Annotated in this window: 19 protein-coding genes; 10 read left to right on the top strand and 9 right to left on the bottom strand. The window is 31.1% G+C overall.

The features are described from left to right. Positions 1–4: 4 nt before the first annotated feature. Together ABXT66_RS05735 and ABXT66_RS05730 are read right to left on the bottom strand one after the other, a co-directional pair. The gene (locus tag ABXT66_RS05735) at positions 5–379 is read right to left on the bottom strand and encodes a DUF4437 domain-containing protein (protein ID WP_443642532.1); all 375 of its coding nucleotides are present in this window, start codon (positions 377–379) and stop codon (positions 5–7) included. Beyond that, positions 380–1765 carry an MmgE/PrpD family protein gene (locus tag ABXT66_RS05730; RefSeq protein WP_443642531.1) on the bottom strand — a complete coding sequence of 462 codons (1386 nt, stop codon included), beginning with the start codon at positions 1763–1765 and terminating at the stop codon, positions 380–382. Between the two features lie 150 nt (positions 1766–1915). On the opposite strand from ABXT66_RS05730, the gene ABXT66_RS05725 reads away from it, so the two are divergent. From ABXT66_RS05725 to ABXT66_RS05710, 4 genes are read left to right on the top strand one after another with little or no spacing between them, the layout of a single operon-like run. After that, the gene (locus ABXT66_RS05725) at positions 1916–3082 is read left to right on the top strand and encodes an ABC transporter substrate-binding protein (protein WP_443642530.1); all 1167 of its coding nucleotides are present in this window, start codon (positions 1916–1918) and stop codon (positions 3080–3082) included. 59 nt (positions 3083–3141) lie between these two features. Next, positions 3142–3993 carry an ABC transporter permease gene (locus ABXT66_RS05720; protein ID WP_443644704.1) on the top strand — a complete coding sequence of 284 codons (852 nt, stop codon included), beginning with the start codon at positions 3142–3144 and terminating at the stop codon, positions 3991–3993. Further along, a complete protein-coding gene (locus ABXT66_RS05715; RefSeq protein WP_443644703.1) occupies positions 3993–4883 on the top strand; it encodes an ABC transporter permease in 891 nt (296 codons plus the stop codon). Before ABXT66_RS05720 ends, ABXT66_RS05715 begins: the two co-directional genes overlap by 1 nt. Positions 4884–4900: 17 nt before the next feature. After that, positions 4901–5989, top strand: a complete 1089-nt coding sequence (locus ABXT66_RS05710; protein WP_443644702.1) for an ABC transporter ATP-binding protein — start codon at positions 4901–4903, stop codon at positions 5987–5989. Between the two features lies 1 nt (position 5990). Here the strand turns inward: ABXT66_RS05710 and ABXT66_RS05705 are convergent, their stop codons facing one another. After that, positions 5991–6908: a polysaccharide deacetylase family protein gene (locus ABXT66_RS05705; RefSeq protein WP_443644701.1), complete on the bottom strand. Its 918-nt coding sequence runs from the start codon at positions 6906–6908 to the stop codon at positions 5991–5993. A 24-nt stretch (positions 6909–6932) separates the two neighbouring features. Continuing rightward, positions 6933–8192: an amidase family protein gene (locus tag ABXT66_RS05700; RefSeq protein WP_443644700.1), complete on the bottom strand. Its 1260-nt coding sequence runs from the start codon at positions 8190–8192 to the stop codon at positions 6933–6935. 46 nt (positions 8193–8238) lie between these two features. Here ABXT66_RS05700 and ABXT66_RS05695 point away from each other — a divergent pair, with 46 nt between their 5' ends. Continuing rightward, a complete protein-coding gene (locus ABXT66_RS05695; RefSeq protein ID WP_443644699.1) occupies positions 8239–8910 on the top strand; it encodes a TenA family protein in 672 nt (223 codons plus the stop codon). Between the two features lie 41 nt (positions 8911–8951). On the opposite strand, the gene ABXT66_RS05690 is transcribed toward ABXT66_RS05695, so the two are convergent. Beyond that, positions 8952–9533, bottom strand: coding sequence for a urate hydroxylase PuuD (locus ABXT66_RS05690; protein WP_443644698.1), 582 nt, complete (start codon positions 9531–9533; stop codon positions 8952–8954). A 152-nt stretch (positions 9534–9685) separates the two neighbouring features. On the opposite strand from ABXT66_RS05690, the gene ABXT66_RS05685 reads away from it, so the two are divergent. Further along, positions 9686–11173 (top strand): N-acyl-D-amino-acid deacylase family protein, encoded by a 1488-nt coding sequence (locus tag ABXT66_RS05685; protein WP_443644697.1) that lies wholly within the window; start codon positions 9686–9688, stop codon positions 11171–11173. Here ABXT66_RS05685 and ABXT66_RS05680 read toward each other — a convergent pair whose 3' ends face one another. Then, a complete protein-coding gene (locus tag ABXT66_RS05680; RefSeq protein WP_443644696.1) occupies positions 11174–11701 on the bottom strand; it encodes a GNAT family N-acetyltransferase in 528 nt (175 codons plus the stop codon). It lies immediately after the preceding gene. A gap of 82 nt (positions 11702–11783) precedes the next feature. On the opposite strand from ABXT66_RS05680, the gene ABXT66_RS05675 reads away from it, so the two are divergent. Next, positions 11784–13280 carry a CoA-acylating methylmalonate-semialdehyde dehydrogenase gene (locus ABXT66_RS05675; protein WP_443644695.1) on the top strand — a complete coding sequence of 499 codons (1497 nt, stop codon included), beginning with the start codon at positions 11784–11786 and terminating at the stop codon, positions 13278–13280. Between the two features lie 7 nt (positions 13281–13287). Here the strand turns inward: ABXT66_RS05675 and ABXT66_RS05670 are convergent, their stop codons facing one another. Further along, positions 13288–13866, bottom strand: coding sequence for a carboxymuconolactone decarboxylase family protein (locus tag ABXT66_RS05670; protein WP_443644694.1), 579 nt, complete (start codon positions 13864–13866; stop codon positions 13288–13290). 11 nt (positions 13867–13877) lie between these two features. After that, positions 13878–15026: an amidase family protein gene (locus tag ABXT66_RS05665; protein WP_443644693.1), complete on the bottom strand. Its 1149-nt coding sequence runs from the start codon at positions 15024–15026 to the stop codon at positions 13878–13880. A gap of 198 nt (positions 15027–15224) precedes the next feature. Between ABXT66_RS05665 and ABXT66_RS05660 the strand changes: the two genes are divergently transcribed. Continuing rightward, positions 15225–16058 (top strand): dioxygenase family protein, encoded by an 834-nt coding sequence (locus ABXT66_RS05660; RefSeq protein WP_443644692.1) that lies wholly within the window; start codon positions 15225–15227, stop codon positions 16056–16058. A gap of 38 nt (positions 16059–16096) precedes the next feature. On the opposite strand, the gene ABXT66_RS05655 is transcribed toward ABXT66_RS05660, so the two are convergent. Beyond that, entirely contained in the window at positions 16097–16696 is a 600-nt protein-coding gene (locus ABXT66_RS05655) for a superoxide dismutase (protein ID WP_443644691.1), read from the bottom strand. Between the two features lie 201 nt (positions 16697–16897). Here ABXT66_RS05655 and ABXT66_RS05650 point away from each other — a divergent pair, with 201 nt between their 5' ends. Beyond that, complete coding sequence (locus tag ABXT66_RS05650; RefSeq protein WP_443644690.1) at positions 16898–17881, top strand: quinone oxidoreductase family protein; 984 nt, start codon at positions 16898–16900, stop codon at positions 17879–17881. Positions 17882–17896: 15 nt separating this feature from the next. After that, positions 17897–18535, top strand: a complete 639-nt coding sequence (locus ABXT66_RS05645) for a glutathione S-transferase family protein (RefSeq protein WP_443644689.1) — start codon at positions 17897–17899, stop codon at positions 18533–18535. The last annotated feature ends 11 nt before the right edge of the window (positions 18536–18546 follow it).

Below are 18546 nucleotides of genomic sequence, written 5' to 3'. Positions count from 1 at the left end.
TTTGTTAACTGTCGTGATAGTATTGAATTTCCAAAAACATGCATCCTTCATCTGATCTAAATGGTCCATGATTAGTTCCAGGAGGACGGCATGCATAAGCTGGGCTTTGAGTAGTTGTTTTTTTATTACCTGGTAAATCATTTCCTAGTGTAATTGAACCTCTTATCATGTAAACTTCTTCCCAATAATCATGAACAAAAACTTCAGTATTAAACGATCCAGGTAAAAACCTAATTAACCTTGTTCTTACACCAGTCTTTTTATTTTCATCTAAACTTCCCGATAACATTTTCATTTCAATTCCAGGTCCTGCTCCAGGAGCTAGTTCCCAACCTTCATTAATATCTATTTTTGAAAAATCAAAAGCGCTTTTTAACATTTAATGTTCCTTTTTGTTTATAATTTTTTGTAAGTCATCAAACCATTTTATGTTAGAGGTATCGTTTTCCTCCTTTGAATTTAATATTTTTTCAATTAATAAATTAACGTCATCTTTAGCTTCGATTTTATTTTCAATTAAATTAAAAGATTTGTCACATATTTCTTTTTCTGTCATTGGATTTTCAGGGTCACCTTTTGCGTGAATATTTGTTTTTTTTATACTTAAACCGTTCTTAAATTTTACATTTATTGAAGCAGAATAGTTTATAGGAAAATTTTTTGACATTTTCTTATTCTCAATAATTTTAATTTTACTTATGATATTTTTGACTTGTATTTTTTCAAGATAGCTAATGTTAAAGTATTCATCCATAATTTTTCCATAAATTAAAGATAAAGCACAGCAATGTTGTAAAGAAAACTTGCCTTCAATATTATTTTTAGGTTCTTTTTTGTCACAGAATTCAATAGCAGTTGAATAGGTTTCAATTTCAATTTTTTTAATTTCATCAAATGTTACATTTTTTTTATCGGCTTCTTGTTTTACATATAAGGATACACCTATAACTGGATGGCTATGCCTGCATGCTGGCCAAGGTTTATTACTAATTTCATTTATCAAATGAATGTTTTCTTCTTTTATTAATTCATTATATTCGATTTTTTTTGCATATCCTTTTAAAAAACCCAATTCCCCTTCAATCATGTCAATTGGTGCTCTTGTATCATGTTGAGCCATATATGCAGCAGTAACCCCGCATTTTGAGGCGTTAGCAAGAGCGTATTGTTTAGCTTCGCCTTCTCCTTTTCTACATTGCCAAATCCCACTAGATGTCATTGTAGCAAGGTTTAAAGAGTTCCTTAAATTTTCTTTAAAACTTTTTTTATCATTATTAACGTTTAAAATATAACTAGATGCTGTAGCTGCACCAAAAACCCCACATGTTGAACTTGAATAAAATGTTTTGTAATGTTCTGCTCCTAAACAATTACCCATTCTTATAGCGGCTTCGTAGCCTGATATAATTGCAATTAAAAAATTTAATGTAGTTACTTTCTTATGAGAAGCTGTTGCAATTGCTGCTGGTATGATAGTGTCACCAGGATGTATTATAGATGTTCTATGAACATCATCTAACTCTAAAATATTTCCAACTGAAGCATTTATAAAAGCGCTGTCAAAAACACTTAATTGTTTTTTATCAAATAAATTAAGTGATTTTCCATTTGGAAGTATCTTTTGTAAATTATTAAATGGCTTTGCTTGTTCAGTAAAAGTACCAGCAACTGAGTAACCAATCCAATCAATAATTTCTAATTTTGCCTTTTTAATAGATATTTTATTCGGTTTCTTAATTAATTGATTTACAAATTTATCTATCATTTGAATTTTCACATTACTCTAAGTATCATCAAATCATATACTACACATCATTTTAAAAAATGTTAATGTTAATTAAATACATTTGCTATTAATCAATTTAACTGATTATAATATTTATTATAAATTAATTATAATTAATGGAGATATTTGATGTTTGAAACAACAAGACGTAATTTTTTAAAGAATTCGGCTTTAGTTGCAGCTTCTGCTTCTCTTAGTCAATCTTTTATTGCGGATGCATTTGCGGCTGACCCTCTTAAAATTTGGACTATTGGAGTTGCAAAAGTAACTAAAACTTGGGATGAGATGGGAAAGCAAGCAGGAGTTCCTCTTGTGTATTCAGCTAAAAGTGGTTCAGCTGACCAAGCAATACAAAAGTTTTTTGTTGGAGACGGTCAAAAGTTATATGACGCTATTACTGATAATGGTGGTGGTCAAGAAGATGCTATGTCTGACAATAAGGCAATTGTACCTCTTGATGTTTCAAAAATAAAAAATTGGAAAAATTTAATTCCTGCTTATAACGAAGGTAATGTAGCTGCTAATACAATTCGTAATAAAAAAGGTGAAATAGTAGGGGTTCCATATATTTCTAACGCTGATTCAATGGCCTATAATAAAAGTAAAGTTGGTGGTGATATTGATACTTGGGACGCTCTTTTTGATAGTCAATTTAAAGGTTATGCTGCAATGCAAAATGACTCAGGACCTACATTGACAACAACAGCTGTTTATTTAAAAGAATCTGGTAAACAAGATATTGTTAATCCTTCAGACATGTCAAAATCAGAAGTAAAAGGTGTTTGTGAGTTTTTAATCAATATGAAAAAGAAAGGTCAATTTAGAACTTTCTGGGATGGCTTTGGAAATGGTGTTGACCTTTTAGCAAGTGAAGAAGTGCTAGTATCGTCCTGTTGGGAACCAATTGCAGTGATAGCAGCAAAAAAGGGTGCTGATATTCATTATGGTACAATGAAAGAAGGTCATCAAACTTGGAATAATGTATGGATGTTAACAAAAGGTGGTAAACAAAGAGGTCAAGAAGATAATTTTTATAAATTAATGGATCTATATTTATCTCCTTGGTTTGGTGCGAGAACACTATCTGGACTTGGATTTACACCGCAAATGACAGGTGTTAATGAATATGTTAATGCTAATCCAGGCGATTTCGATGCTAAGAAAAAAGCTGCCATTGCTCAAAGATTAAAAAATAAAGCTGCAAGAATGGCTGTTAAAGGAAATTCTTGGCAAAACTTATACCCTAAAGAATTAAGGGCATATCAAGATTGGTGGGCTAAAGTCCAAGCTGCTTAATTTATAAAACTATATGTACAACCCTGTTAATCAGGGTTGTATTTTTTATTGGTTCTTTAATGTTTAATTCCAAAAATAATTTACTTTTCAAAATCCCAGTCATTTTTATGATTATATTTTTTGTACTTCCTTTGCTTTTAACAGTTGTATGGAGTGTGTTTGAAAGGACTATGTTTTGGATGGAGCCAGGATTTACTCTTTTTTCTTATGAAAATTTCTTTTTTTCATCACGACTTGAAAATTTTCTTTCTTCAATGTTTCACTCCTCTATTTCTGTTGTTTGTGCTTTTTTTATCGGTTTTCCCATTGCGATATTTATTAGACGTAGAGTAAAAAAAGTTGCTCAACATAGAGTAATGTTACTTTTTATTCTTCCTTTCATGGTTTCTGAAATTATTAGAATATTTGCTTTAAGACCTATTCTTTCTAGGAATGGTGTTCTGAATTCACTTCTTATGGACTTCAATTTTATAGATACACCAATTTCTGCATTCGTATTTACACCAACGGGTGTTGTAATTGGAGAAATTGTTTCTTTTTTGCCATTTATGATTTTTTCAACTTTTTTAGCTTTAGAAGCTATCCCAAATTATATATTTGAAGTCTGTGCAGATTTAGGTGTGAATAGAAGAAGAATGTTTAAAGATATTCTTTTACCTTTGGCTGCTCCAGGTTTGTTTGCTGGAAGTGTTTTTATCTTCGTAAATGGTATAGGCATAGCGTTAATACCAACAATATTAGGTGGTCCAGGTTCTGTTAATGCTGGTCTTATAGCTACTCAAGCAATAATTGCGCTTGATTTTCCTTTAGCAATGGCAGTAAGCGCAATTATGATGTTTACCTTAATGGGATTACTTTATATAGGTCATAGGTTATTTAATTTAACAAAGTTATTGGAGCCAATTAGTTAATGTCATTAAGAGATGATTTTCAACCTAGATGGAAGTTAGCTTTAAAGTGGGGATGGCTATCATTTGCTGTTTTCATCTTAATGGCACCAGTATTTTATACTATGTATATTTCTTTTAATGAGCTTGGCTTTGGCGCAAAATACTATATTTTTACTTTTCAATGGTATGAAAGTGTATTTTCTGACAAACAGTTAATTGGTTCATTAGGTTGGACTATGTTACTGGCAATAATAACTTTACCCATTGTTATACCCTTTGGATTGTTATCAGCAAAGTTATATAAACAAAGTCAACATAAAGTTGGTATTGTTTTTGTCTTACTGTCTCCATTATTTGTTCCAGCTGATATTTTAGGTTCTGCCTTATTAGTTTTTTTTAAAAACTTGAATAAATTTTTTACACTTATTTCAGAATACACAGGCATTTATGCTTTAGAGTCATGGTTTGACTTAGGTATAATGACAGCTGTTATTGGTTTGATTGTATATACATTACCATATGTTTTTGTTGTCATTATGATTACTATGGCTCGTTATAAAGTAGAACAAACAGAAGCTGCAAGAGATTTAGGTGCTTCGGCTTGGCGAGCTTTTTGGGAAATTGAATTCCCTCAAATAAGAGCGGGTGTTTTTAGTGCGTGTGCATTTGTTGTTATTTTAACGTTTAATGAATATACAAGAACAAGCCTTCTAAAAGGAGGTTTTGATACTTTTACATCAGTATTAATTTCTCAAATGTTAAATACAGGAATGTCAGAAGAATCTTACGCAATGGCTTCAATCGTCAGTTTGGTAGCTATTATAATTGTGTCAATAATTTTGATTGTAACTGCAATTAAAACTGAAGAATTAGAAAAAATAACAAGAGTTGTAAAAGAACCTAACAAATAATTTTTTGGAGTAAAAATTTGGCTAAAACCAATGCAATTGAAGTAAAAAACTTAGTTAAAACTTATGGAAATGTTTACGCATTAAAAAATGTTGATTTAAACATAGCTGATGGTGAATATTTTGTTCTCTTGGGTCCAAGTGGTGGAGGTAAAACCACATTATTAAGATCTATAGGAGGCTTTATTAGACCTGATAGTGGTTCAGTTAATATTAAAGGCCAAAATGTTGATGATTTACCTCCTGATAGAAGGCCAACATCTATGGTTTTTCAAGGTTTTGCATTATTTCCTCATATGAATGTTTCTCAAAATATTGGCTATGGACTTAAATTAAAATCAATTGATAAAAATATCATTGAAAACAAAGTTAATAAAATGATGGATTTAGTAGGTTTAAAAGGTTTGTCTAATAGAATGCCACATGAACTTTCTGGTGGCCAACAACAAAGAGTACAGCTAGCAAGGGCGCTTATACTTGAAAATGATGTATTGCTTTTAGATGAACCTTTGTCAGCCTTAGATGCTCAATTAAGAAAAGATATGTGTATTGAACTTAAAAGGCTCCAGAAGACAGTTGGTATAAGTTTTGTTCATGTTACACATAATCAAGAAGAAGCTATGTCAGTAGCTGACAGAATAGCTATAATTGCTGACGGTGAAATGGTTGAGCAGGGTACCCCAAAAGAAATTTATAGTAATCCCAAAAACAAATTTACTGCAGAATTTATTGGAGAAAAAAATATTTTTGAAGGAAGAATTAAAGATTTTAATAAAACAAAAGTAGTTGTTGATATTGACAATGATAATATTGAAATTGCAAACAACAATTATAAAGTTAAAAAAAATCAAAAAGTAAGTTTGTCAATAAAATCAGAATCTATTCAAATAAAAAAAATATCTAAAACTAATTCTAAGGTTTCAAATAATCAAATTGTAGGTAAAATATCTGAGATTACCTTTTTAGGTCAATTTGTAAGGTATTTGGTAGTATTAAATAACAAACAAGAGATACAAGTTAGATCTTATGAAGAAATAGTAAATCTAAAAGTTCATGATACAGTTTCATTAAGCTGGAAATTAGAAGATTTTCTTCTTCATCAAAACTAATTTAATTCGGAGGTGAATTAAGATAAGGGATTAAGGCTTCACCATTAGTTCCTTCTTCTTTGATAAACCAATCTCCAATTTGGCTAGAAGTCATAAAAGTTACATCATCTCTTTTTTTAAGTTCTTGAATGGTTTTTTTGAAGTAATGAAAATTTTGAGGTACTCCAACAATATGTGGATGTAAAGCCAAAGTAATAATTTTAGTATTTGATAATTTTTCTTCATCAAAAACTTCTAGTGTTGCATTAACTCTTTTATACATTTCATCACAAGAATTGTTTTGAACTGTCCATATAGGTACATCATTTAATTCAAATGTGTAAGGCATTGCTAAAAGCGGCCCAGATTTTGTCCTCATCCAACATGGTAATTCATCAATTAGCCAGTCATGCAAAAAATCAATGCCATTGTCTTTCAATAATTCAGGTGTATTTTCTGTTTCACCACCACCAGGCCCAAACCAACTCCTTACCGGCTGTCCGGATAATTCTCTGAGCAATTTTAAGCTTTTTTTAATCACTAATTCTTCGTTATCTACAACTCTTAATGATTCTTGAAACCAGCCGTGGCCTACTAATTCCCAATTTAAATCACAAACTTCTTTAAAAGCTGAAGGATATATTTCTGCGACTTGAGCATTGATAAATGCAGATACTGGAATATCGTTTTCTCTTAAAAGTTTAATTAACCTAGGTAAACCAACTCTCATTCCATATTCAACCCAAGAATAGTTTGGCAAATCAGGAGGATCAGATACTTTTCCATGTGGTGGAGGCAAAATACCTCTTGGCATGTTTTTATCAAAAGGCCAATACTCTATATTCATCACAACATGAACGATTAAAGGTTTATTATTAGGAGGAGAGAGTTTTTTTCTACTTGAAGCTAGTTCATAAGGAACTCTTGGGTTTGGCCACATAAAATATACCTTTCAAAAATTATATTATTGCAATATTTCTTCAAAATAAGAAGAAATTCTTAATAAAAAATGATCATTCATATTAGGGGCAAGTAGTTGTAATGAATAAGGTAATTTCCCTTTATAATAATAAGGTAAAGAAATAGAAGGTAAATCACAAATATTTGCCAAAGAAGTAAAATTAGCTTGATTTTTTGGAACGTCTGTTTTTATTTCAAAAGCTCTTTGTGGAGTAGTCGGCATTATTATCAAATCATAAGACTCAAAAAAAGCATTAACTTTATTTTTTAATTCTTTTAATTCTTTTTTAATATTATTTAACGTTAATAGTTCAATATTTTTGCCATATATTAGGCTATTTCTGAGGTTTTTGCTTATGTTACTTCTTTCATTTTCTAATAATGTTTTTAAATTTAAAGCACCTTCATTTTCAACAATTTTTAATAAATATTTTCTATGAATGTCTGGTTTCCAATATTTTAAATTTTTGATTTCAATGTCTATTTTATATTTTTTTAACTCAGAAATAATATAGTTAAATCCTGTAAGTACATCTTCATTTAATTTGTCTTCAAAAATTTCTTTTGGTATTAAGCATTTAATGTTTTTATTTGTTTTAATATAATCCTTAAAATTTTTATGATCTTTTCCATATAATTCGTATAAGTTGTTAATATAATTTGTGTTGTTACTCATAAACCCTATTGTGTCGTATGTGTGACTTAATAGTTTTAAGTTTTTATTATTAAAAATGAACTGTGAAGGTTTAAAGCCAACAATGCCGCAATATGATGCAGGTATTCTTATTGATCCCATTGTGTCAGTGCCCAATGAATAATCAACTAATCCAGACGAAATAGCTGCAGCAGAACCTCCTGAAGAACCTCCAACAGAAAAATCTTCATTAATTGGATTTATACACCTTCCATAATAACTAGAGGATGTATCACCTCCAAAAGCTGCTTCGTCCATATTGGTTGAACCAATTATAATACCACCATTTCTTTTAATCATCTCTATTATAGCATCGTCAATATTAGAGATTGTATCTTGAAAATCTCTAATACCTCCTGTGAAAGGAAATGATTTTACTCGTATATTAGGCTTGATCGCAAACAATTTACCATCGATTTTAGAAATTTGATGTATTCTTTGATCGTATATTTTTGCCTCATCTAAAGCATTAGATTTATCAGTATATATAAATATTTTATTATTTTTGTAAGTATCTAATTTTTTAAAAAAATTAAATACTTCTGAAACTGATTTAATCTTATTTTTCATTCTGTTAATGTAAGTTTATAAAAACTTTTTATAAAGGACTTTTTTAATGTCATATGGGCAGGTGTTTAATTTACTTAAAGAAAAAAATTTAAAAAATTGGTTATTATATACTAAACATGATTTTGTTAACTTGCTTTCGTCTGATTCTTTAGAAGAAAAATATTTTTTAAATTATTTAATTCAAGATTACTTATTTTTAATCCAATTTTCAAAGGCTTGGTCTCTTGCTGTATTAAAATCAGATACACTTGAAGAAATGAAAATTGCTGCAAACACAGTAAATGACTTAATTAATTTTGAAATGGAGCTTCATATAAAATTATGTGGCTCATATAACATTTCAAAAAATGATCTTGAAAGTGCAAATGAAGAAAATGAGAATATTGCTTATACTAGGTATGTTTTAGAGTTAGGTTATTCAGGTGATTTTCTTGATTTATTATCAGCGCTTGCGCCTTGTGTACTTGGATATGGTGAAATTGGAATGAATGGTAAGAATTTAAAGATTAAAACTCCTATGTATCAAAAATGGATTGATACATATTCAAGTGATGAATACCAAGATGTTTGTAAAAATGTAGCAAATCTAATTGACCAAGCATTTTTGCTCAGATTAGGAAGTGATTATGTAAATACATATAAGTGGAATAAGGTTAACAAAATATTTAATAAAGCGACTTTATTAGAAATAGACTTTTGGAATATGGCTTTAAAATAAATAGAGAATACTTATTATAAGTATCCTCTATTTATTGAAATTTAAGAAAAGTTATTTTGTGCAACTGTCATTGCTACAAGCATCGGTATTGATAGCATTGTATTAGTTCTTGAAAAAAGCATTGCTTTTCTAGCAGCCTTTGCTTTTGTATCTGCATCAACTTCAATAATACCCAATGCTCTTTTTTGATTTGGCCATATAACACCCCATACATTAAGAAACATTATTAGTCCTAACCACATCCCTACACCAATTGGCCATTGTCCATTTGAAAAAGTCATTGCGTCATGAAGGTAGCCATTTAAATGAGCTAGTATTAAACCTGTTACAACAGTTGCTACTGATCCCCAACGAAACCACCAAAGGGCAGCTGGAGCGATAACTTTACTGATAGCTGGTTTTTGTTCATCTGGAATATTTCCCATATTAGGAATTTGTATGAAATTAAAATAATAGAGAATTCCAATCCACATAATAGCCGATAAAACATGAAACCATCTTAATAACCACATATTGAAAGCTGTTTGATCAAAAGACCCTTGTGCTAAAGCGAAAACCAAAATAAAAGCTAAAATGAATCCAGCAATTATAGTGTTTCTTAAATTAGTTAGTATCGTAGACATGAATTACTCCCAAGTTTATAAAAATTTTATATACATTATAATAATTAAGTTATTTATTCAAATAAATCTCATTTAAACTTTGTTTATCTAAGTTTGTTAATTTCATATATTAATATATGATTAAAGGACTTTACATATTAGAGAGTTTAATAATGGAATATGACATTCATATAAAAAATGGTGAAATTATTGACGGTACTGGCGCTCCAAAGTTCAAATCAGATATTGTAATAGATAAAGGTAAAATCATTGGAATATTTCCGCCTGAAAATGGTGATATTAGAGATAATTCAGAAAAACACTTTTTATCTAATTTCAAAGCCAAACAAACTTTTGATGCCAAAAACAAAATTATATCACCAGGTTTTATTGATGTTCATACTCATGACGATGATAATGTTTTTTTAGATCCAACTATGTCTTCAAAAATCAGCCAAGGTGTAACCACATGTATTGCAGGTAATTGTGGAATTAGTCTGGCTCCATTTAGTTATAAAGGAAATGTTCCTGATCCAATAGCCCTCCTTGGAAAAGAAAATGTTTTCAGGTTTCCTAGAGTTAAAGATTATAAAAATGAATTTGAAAACAATCCAAGTACAGTAAACCTTGCTCTATTAACAGGCCATTCAATGTTAAGAGTTGAGGCAATGAATGGTGAATTTAAAAGAGAAGCAAGACCAAAAGAAATAACTCAAATGGTGAAACGTTTAACAACAGCTTTAGAAGATGGTTCTATTGGCCTTTCAACAGGACTGGCATATCCAGCCGCAAACGATGCTCCTACTTCAGAAATAATTGAATTAGCCAAAATTTTACCGGAATTTGATGGAATTTTTACTACTCATATGCGTAATGAAGCTATTGACGTTATCAAGTCAGTTAATGAAACCATTAAGATTTCTTCAACAGCCAAGGTAAGGACTGTCATCTCTCATCATAAATGTGCCGGAAGAGATAATTGGGGTAAAAGCAAAACAACACTTAAGTTAATAGAGGAAGCTAAAAAGGATAACTTTCTTGATTTAGATTGTTATCCATACACAGCTAGTTCAACTATGCTTCTTAAAAGCTTTGTGAAAAGAGCGGATAGAGTTTTAGTAACATGGTCAGACAATTATCCAGATGTCTCAGGTCAAGATTTGAACGATTTAGCTAAAAAATTTGGACTAAGTATTGATAAAACTATTGATAAGCTCTACCCAGCTGGAGCTATATATTTTCAAATGGATGACCAAGACTTGAATAGAATATTACAGTTTCCTGGAACTATGGTTGGATCTGATGGAATACCAGGTGACAGACATCCCCATCCTCGACTTTGGGGAACTTTTCCAAGAGTTTTAGGAAAATATTCAAGAGAAATGAAACTGTTTCCATTAGAAGAAGCTGTTTATAAAATGACAGGAAAAAGTGCTGGGGTTTTTGGGCTTGAGGCTAGAGGCACTATAGACGTTAATAATTATGCAGATTTAGTGATATTTAATCCAGATACAATTATAGATAAAGCCTCTTATGAAACACCTAAACTTCATGCAGATGGTATAGAAAATGTTTTTGTAAATGGAGAAGTTGTATGGGCAGAAGATAGTCCAACTACGAATAGGCCTGGAATGTTTTTGCCTGGTAAGAAGTTTAACTAATTACACTAGCTTTTCAAAATTTTTAAATTGAATAGGTGTAAAACCATTTTTTTGATATAAATGTAAAGCTCTTTTATGATCAAGTGAGCATGTGTTTACTGTTAGTTTTTGAATTTTATTATTATCCCAAGCTGTTAAAATAGCCGTCTTTAAAAGATAATCACCTAAACCTAATCCTATAGCTTCTTCAACTAACCCCAAAAAACTTAAATTACAAGTTTGTTTTTCTCTGTAATCTAACATAAAAAAACCAGCGGGCCATCCATCCTTAATTAAAGTATAAAACAACACATTTTCATCATTTACAAAATCATGAAGTTCTTTGTCACTTTTATTAAGCCAATCTGTCCAATAATATTTTTCTCCCACTTGTTTATAAAAAAATAAAAAATACCAAAGTGGGATATTTTCACCTTTTAAAATGCTTAACTTATGTTTTAATACCTTGGGCCAATCAAAACTTGGTACTTTACTCATTTCTAAATAAGTAACTCTATATTTCAATAATTTAGCCTTTATTTTATTCATCTTAAGTTTAACTTTCAATTTACTTTAATAGAGTTTTCTGCACTATTAGTTATATTATTATTGAAAAATATTAGGAGCACAAATGAAACTTTTAGATCATTTAATTAATGGTAAGAATGCTGATTTTCTAAATTTATCTTCTACACCTATATATAACCCTGCGACTGGTGAGGAGATATCAAGAGTTGTATCTGGAACTGCAAATTGTGTTGATGAAGCAGTAAAATCAGCGCTTAACATTTTTCCTGAATGGTCAAGTATGACCCCATTAGTTAGATCTAGAAAAATGTTTAAATTAAAAGAAATTATAGAATTAAGGCAAAATGAATTGGCTAAACTTATTTCGCAAGAGCATGGAAAAACTTTTGATGATGCACTAGGTGAAATTGGTAGAGGGTTAGAAGTTGTAGAGTTTGCATGTGGCATTCCAAATCACTTAGCAGGTAATTACACAAGTAATGTTGGAAGATCAATTGATAGTTGGTCTGATTATCAGCCAATGGGAGTATGTGCAGGCATTACTCCTTTTAACTTTCCTATAATGGTTCCAATGTGGATGTTCCCAGTGGCTATTGCTTGTGGTAATTGTTTTATACTCAAGCCGTCAGAAAGAGACCCAAGCTCTACTAGACTACTATGTGAGCTCGTTCTTGAAGCTGGAATTCCTGCTGGAGTGCTTAATATGGTAAATGGAGGAAAAGATACAGTTGATGCTATATTGCAACATAAGGCTATAAGCGGTGTAAGCTTTGTTGGTTCAACACCGATTGCTCACTATGTTTATAGTGAATCTGCTAAATATGGGAAAAAAGTTCAGGCCATGGGTGGTGCTAAAAACCATATGGTTGTAATGCCAGATGCTGATATGGAGATGGTTGGAGACGCCATTATGGGTTCTGTTTTTGGATCTGCAGGTGAACGTTGTATGGCAATATCAGTCGTTGTTCCCGTGGGTAAAGATACGGGTGATAAAATTAAAGAAATTATAAAACCAAAAATTGAAAACCTAAAAATAGGACCTGGACTTGATCCGGAAACAGAAATGGGTCCATTGGTTACATCAGATCATTTACAAAAAGTTAAAACATATATTGATCAGGGCGTTAATGAAGGAGCGGATCTAATTGTAGATGGAAGAAATCTTAAACTTCAAGGTTATGAAAATGGTTTTTTTATCGGAGGCTCTTTCTTTGATAATGTTACTACTGACATGTCTATATACAAAGAAGAAATTTTTGGTCCTGTCTTATCCATGGTAAGAGCTGAAACATTTGATTACGCATTGGATATTGTCAACAAGCATGAATATGGAAATGGAACAGCTATCTTCACCTCAAATGGTGGTGTTGCAAGAAAATTTTCAAACGAATGTCAAATTGGAATGGTAGGAGTTAATGTTCCTATACCAGTACCAGTCGCTTATCATTCTTTTGGTGGCTGGAAAAGATCAGCATTTGGTGGGCATGGAGTATACGGAATGGAAGCTGTAAGATTTTATACAAGATTAAAGACTGTTACCGGGAGATGGCCGTCTGGCAATTATACAGGCGCACAATACACTTTTCCTAGTAACAGTTAACTTTATATTATTTTTGTAACATGCTATTAAAGTCGTCTACATTTGGTAAAATCCAAGTGTCAGTATCTCTTGGTACTTTAAATACATTTAATGTCATTGAGATTAGGCTGTAGTAACCACATATACCAACAATATCTATGGCAGCACTTTCACCTAAAATATCTACTAATTTTTTATATGTGATATCAGATACATTTTTTAAAATATTTGCCTCTGCAGCAAAATCAAAAACAGCTTGTTCTTCGGGCTTTTCAAAAAGAGGTCTTTTTCCTAAACTTATTGTATCAACATGCTTAGGGTCTATCCCACCTTCAATGGCAAGTGGAGCGTGATGTTCCCATTCAAATTCAGATGACCACACTCTTCCTGTTGTTAAAATAGCAAGTTCTGATAATGCCTGAGGTAAGCTAGTCCCATATCTAGCATATGCACCAACTGTTTGTGCGCTTCTTGCAAGTCCGGGATTATTAAGCCAAATTCTTAAAGGACCTACAACATGTCCTCTTGGACCATTTATTATAGCATCGTGGATTTCTTTTTGTTCATTAGTTAAATCGTCTACTTTCCAATCCTTAATTCTAGTCATTTACATTCCTTTTATATATTTGTTAATTTGTTTAGCAAAATCTCATCACTATTTTTCCAACCTAATAATGATACTCCAACAGGGCCAGCTTTATCTTTTAACTTTGGAATAGATATTTGCGGTCTAGATGTCATGCCAGCAACAGATGTCATTGCCATAAGTTTTTTTCTAGATAATCCAAGATTATCATCATTTTGTCCACATAAAGGTGCAGAAAAGGGCGTTGTAGGAAAAACAGCTACATTGCCTTTAGTCAAAGAATTATTTGTTTCTAAAATTAAATTATCTCTGAATTTTTTAGCAATTTTAATTTCATCATTAGTTATATCTGATGCCATTTTAATTCTATTGTTTATTTCAGAGGAAATTTCAGGATTATTTTGTTCAATCCATGGAATAACATATTCTTTAATTTCTCCTCCTTGTATGATTCTAAAGTTATCAGCTATTTCATATTTACATTTTTTAGAGACTTCAATTCTTTCCAATTTAGGCAAATATTTTTCTAAATATTGATAAAATAGTTTCTGAACATTCTGATCAGCCAGTTCAACTAAATCTTCAGCTACAACGTAAGATTTAAAGTTTTCTTTAGTTGTATCATTTATGTTTAATAAAACATCGCCAACTTTTTGGAAAATGTTTATATTGTTAGCAAACCAACCAACTGTGTCAAAACTTGGCGCCATAGGATATACTCCAGTAGATTCTATTCTACCATGAGTTGGCCTTATACCATATAAACCACAAAAAGAAGCTGGAACTCTAACAGAACCGCCAGTATCGGATCCAATAGAAAAATCATAAAGATTTGTTGTTAATGCTGCAGCTGATCCTGAACTTGAACCACCAGGAACACATTTGGGAGCATTTAAATTTTCAGGTGTTCCATAATGATTATTTTCACCAATTACAGAATAAAAAAACTCATCACAAATTGTAATCCCTTTTAATATGGCTCCTTGATTTAGAATGTTATCTAAAAAAATAGCATTATCTATAGCTGGAGTATTTTTTTTATAAAAATCAGGATTGCCACAAGAAGTTTTTAAACCTTTGACTTTGCACATATCTTTTAAAACAAATTGAAAATTTTGTAATAATCCAGTTTTGTTTTTGTATATATCATTTGTTGGCGAATGAGGTACAAGAAATGTCATTTAAAACCCCTTAAAATAAATACTAAAAATAGATATTCATTAAATTAACAAAGTTACAACGTAAATATCAAAAGTATTTAAAAGAAATAATTTTAATAATTATAAGTTTTTACTCAAATAACTTTTTACTCAAATAACTTTTTACTACATTATAATATTTTTGTTAACGTATAATTAAATCGATGGGAGGCAATTTTTATGGACTTCAATGAAAAAAATGCAACTGATGCTGTCTTGGATAGTTTTTCTAAAATTAAAGATAAAAGACTTAAGAAAATTATGAATTCCATTATTACTCATTTACATGAAGTTGTAAAAGAAGTTGAGCCAACAGAAGATGAGTGGATGAAGGCTATTACGTTTTTAACAAAAACAGGACAGAAATGTGACGATAGAAGACAGGAGTTTATTCTTTTATCTGATGTTCTTGGGGTTTCAATGCTTTTAGATGCAATAAATAATCGTAAAACAAAAGATGAAACAGAGACTACTGTGTTAGGACCTTTTCATGCACCATCATTTACTATGAGCTATGGTGAAAATATAGCTAAAAATGTAGTCGGTGATGATTGTATTGTTTCAGGGAATGTTTTTGACGTTAATAAGAATTTAATAGCTGGTGCATCAATAGAAGTTTGGCAATCTGGTCCTGATGGATTGTATGACGTTCAAAAAGAAGGTGACGTGGTAGACTTAAGAGCTACATTTATATCTCTTGAAGATGGATCTTATTTATTTAGGACAGTAAAGCCACAATTTTATCCAATACCAGTAGATGGACCAGTAGGGGACCTTTTGAATAATTTAGATAGACATCCATATAGACCAGCACATATTCATTTTATGGTTAAAGCTGATGGCTATAAAGATCTAGTAACTCATGTTTTTATTGATGGAGATAAATATTTACAGAGTGATACCGTTTTTGCTGTTAAGAAAAGTCTTATAAGAAAATTAGAAAAAGGTTTTGACAGTGATGAGAATAAAGAATGTTATCATTTAGAATTTGATATAGTAATGGAAAAAAAATAAAAGGAACCGTAAATAGTTCCTTTTAAAATCTAAATTAATTACAGTCTAGATGCAACGTTTTCCCAATTCACTAAGTTATCAACAAAGTTTTTGAGATATGCCGGTCGTTTATTTCTAAAGTCAATATAATAAGAATGTTCCCATACGTCACATCCTAATAATGTTTTTTGTCCAAAACAAATAGGGTTAACTCCGTTTTCTGTCTTAATTACTTTTAAATTTTCATCTTTGTCTTTTACTAACCAACACCAACCAGAACCAAATTGAGTTGTGCCAGCATTACAAAATTCTTCTTTAAATTTTTCAATTGATCCAAAAGAGTTTGTTAGTGCATTTTCTAGTTCAGATGGCATTTTAATTTTTGAAGGGCTCATCATCTGCCAAAATTGCTCATGATTCCAATGTTGAGACACATTGTTAAAAATTCCGTTTTGAGTGATGCTATTAGCATCATAAGTACCAACTATTATTTCTTCTAAACTTTTGTTTTCCCAGGCAGTGTCTTTGAGAAGCTTGTTACCATTATCAACGTATGCCTTATGATGAATATCATGATGATATTCCATGGTCTCTCTACTCATTCCATGTTCATTCAACGCGTCTATAGCATAAGGTAAATCTGATAATTCTAAGCTCATTAAGTTCTCCTGGTTATATACTATTAATTAATGTCAAAATATTTATTTACAACTGATTTAAGTTATTTTTTAAATTGAACATAATTTTTAAAATTACTATCAGTTATTATTATATAAATAATATAAATAAATTATTACACACTATACAAAAACACATGTATCATAATAAAATTAATTTTTTAACTTCATGAGGATTTTTATATGAAACAAAGAGTAGTTGAACTTACTGATTTTGGTGTCGCTGAAAACATGAGATTGATTGAAGCTGAAATCCCTTCACCTGGCCCTGGCCAAATTGTAGTAAAGAACAATGCTATTGGTTTAAATTATTTAGATACATATTTTCGAAGTGGCTTGTATCCTTGGCCTAATCAAGAAAAAATTAAAATACCTGGTTCTGAGGGCGTTGGCCATGTTCATGCTGTTGGTTCTGACGTTGCTTTTCTCAAGGAAGGGGATAAAGTTTCATATGTTACGCCTGTCGGTGCATATGCTGAATATGCTCTTATTAATGCTACTCACGCTGTTCAATTAAAGGTTGATGTTAATGATCATGACGTAGTAGCGAGTACACTTAAAGGTTTAACTACTCATTACCTTCTTCATTTAACTTTTAAACTTGAAAGTGGAATGACAGCACTTGTTCACGCAGCAGCTGGAGGTGTTGGTCAATTAATGGGTCAATGGGGAAGCGAAATTGGCGCGACTATGATAGGTACAGTTGGTGGGCCTGAAAAAGCTGAGGCAGCAAAAAAAGCAGGTTATCATCATGTAATTGACTATAACGACAAAGACTTTGTCAGTGAAGTTATGGCTATCACTAATAATCAAAAATGCGATGTTGTTTATGACAGTGTAGCAAAATCTGTTTTTCCAGGCTCTATGGATTGTTTGAAACCAAGAGGCTTGTGGGCATTGTTTGGTCAAGCCTCTGGTCCAATTGTTGATTTTAATTTAGGTTTGTTGTCTGCTAAAGGTTCACTTTTTGTAACAAGACCTACTTTGTTTTCTTATATAGCGAATAGGGCAGAATATGATGACGCATCCTATCAGTTATATAGCAGAATAGCTGACAGTAGATTAAAAGTAGCTATACATGATAAAATGCCTTTAGAGAAAATTGTAGAAGCTCACAATTTATTAGAAGGAAGAAAAACTAAGGGTGCTATCGTAATCACGTTATAGAAAAAGGATTAAAAGATGATAGATTTATATACTTGGCATACACCTAATGGAAGAAAGGTGTCCATTATGCTAGAAGAGATTGGAATGGACTATAAAGTTTTTCCAATTAATATTGCTAAAGACGAACAGTTTCAACCACACTTTCTTAAAATTTCCCCAAACAATAGAATTCCAGCAATTATAGATAAAGATAATAATAATTATTCACTTTTTGAATCTGGTGCAATTTTAATGTATTTAGCTGAAAAAAGTGGAAAATTAATTAATAAATCAAATTCTGATGAGTACTTTAGAACTATGGAATGGTTGATGTGGCAAATGGGTGGAGTTGGTCCAATGTTTGGTCAGGTTCACCATTTTGTTAAATATAATAAAGGTAAATCAGCTTATGCAGAGGAGAGATACTCAAAAGAAGCCAGAAGATTGTACGGGGTAATGGATAAACGTCTAAGTCAATCTCAGTATATAGCTGGTAAAGATTACAGTATTGTTGATATTTCTATATGGCCTTGGACAGCTAGATTTGATTGGCAAGAAATAGATTTAAATGAGTTTCCTAATGTGGCAAGATGGTATAAAGAAATGATTGATAGACCAGCTGTTCAAAAAGGATGGCTTGTACCCCAAAATGATCAATTAATTCCTACTATTTGATAAGACTAAAT

Origin of the sequence: Candidatus Levibacter sp. Uisw_134_01, from assembly GCF_047717795.1 — a bacterium.
Taxonomy (GTDB): Bacteria; Pseudomonadota; Alphaproteobacteria; order Puniceispirillales; family Marisalimonadaceae; genus Marisalimonas.
Note: the sequence above shows the minus strand (reverse complement) of the source record. Positions and strands in the feature narration are given on the sequence as shown.

Excerpts from the sequence above, each read along its gene's own strand:
- ABXT66_RS05670 (WP_443644694.1), bottom strand. The coding sequence starts at position 13,866 with ATGACTAGAATTAAGGATTGGAAAGTAGACGATTTAACTAATGAACAA.
- ABXT66_RS05690 (WP_443644698.1), bottom strand. The coding sequence starts at position 9,533 with ATGTCTACGATACTAACTAATTTAAGAAACACTATAATTGCTGGATTC.
- ABXT66_RS05735 (WP_443642532.1), bottom strand. The coding sequence starts at position 379 with ATGTTAAAAAGCGCTTTTGATTTTTCAAAAATAGATATTAATGAAGGT.
- ABXT66_RS05720 (WP_443644704.1), top strand. The coding sequence starts at position 3,142 with ATGTTTAATTCCAAAAATAATTTACTTTTCAAAATCCCAGTCATTTTT.
- ABXT66_RS05700 (WP_443644700.1), bottom strand. The coding sequence starts at position 8,192 with ATGAAAAATAAGATTAAATCAGTTTCAGAAGTATTTAATTTTTTTAAA.
- ABXT66_RS05725 (WP_443642530.1), top strand. The coding sequence starts at position 1,916 with ATGTTTGAAACAACAAGACGTAATTTTTTAAAGAATTCGGCTTTAGTT.
- ABXT66_RS05730 (WP_443642531.1), bottom strand. The coding sequence starts at position 1,765 with ATGATAGATAAATTTGTAAATCAATTAATTAAGAAACCGAATAAAATA.
- ABXT66_RS05655 (WP_443644691.1), bottom strand. The coding sequence starts at position 16,696 with ATGAGCTTAGAATTATCAGATTTACCTTATGCTATAGACGCGTTGAAT.
- ABXT66_RS05650 (WP_443644690.1), top strand. The coding sequence starts at position 16,898 with ATGAAACAAAGAGTAGTTGAACTTACTGATTTTGGTGTCGCTGAAAAC.
- ABXT66_RS05675 (WP_443644695.1), top strand. The coding sequence starts at position 11,784 with ATGAAACTTTTAGATCATTTAATTAATGGTAAGAATGCTGATTTTCTA.
- ABXT66_RS05665 (WP_443644693.1), bottom strand. The coding sequence starts at position 15,026 with ATGACATTTCTTGTACCTCATTCGCCAACAAATGATATATACAAAAAC.
- ABXT66_RS05660 (WP_443644692.1), top strand. The coding sequence starts at position 15,225 with ATGGACTTCAATGAAAAAAATGCAACTGATGCTGTCTTGGATAGTTTT.
- ABXT66_RS05680 (WP_443644696.1), bottom strand. The coding sequence starts at position 11,701 with ATGAATAAAATAAAGGCTAAATTATTGAAATATAGAGTTACTTATTTA.
- ABXT66_RS05695 (WP_443644699.1), top strand. The coding sequence starts at position 8,239 with ATGTCATATGGGCAGGTGTTTAATTTACTTAAAGAAAAAAATTTAAAA.
- ABXT66_RS05715 (WP_443644703.1), top strand. The coding sequence starts at position 3,993 with ATGTCATTAAGAGATGATTTTCAACCTAGATGGAAGTTAGCTTTAAAG.
- ABXT66_RS05645 (WP_443644689.1), top strand. The coding sequence starts at position 17,897 with ATGATAGATTTATATACTTGGCATACACCTAATGGAAGAAAGGTGTCC.
- ABXT66_RS05705 (WP_443644701.1), bottom strand. The coding sequence starts at position 6,908 with ATGTGGCCAAACCCAAGAGTTCCTTATGAACTAGCTTCAAGTAGAAAA.
- ABXT66_RS05685 (WP_443644697.1), top strand. The coding sequence starts at position 9,686 with ATGGAATATGACATTCATATAAAAAATGGTGAAATTATTGACGGTACT.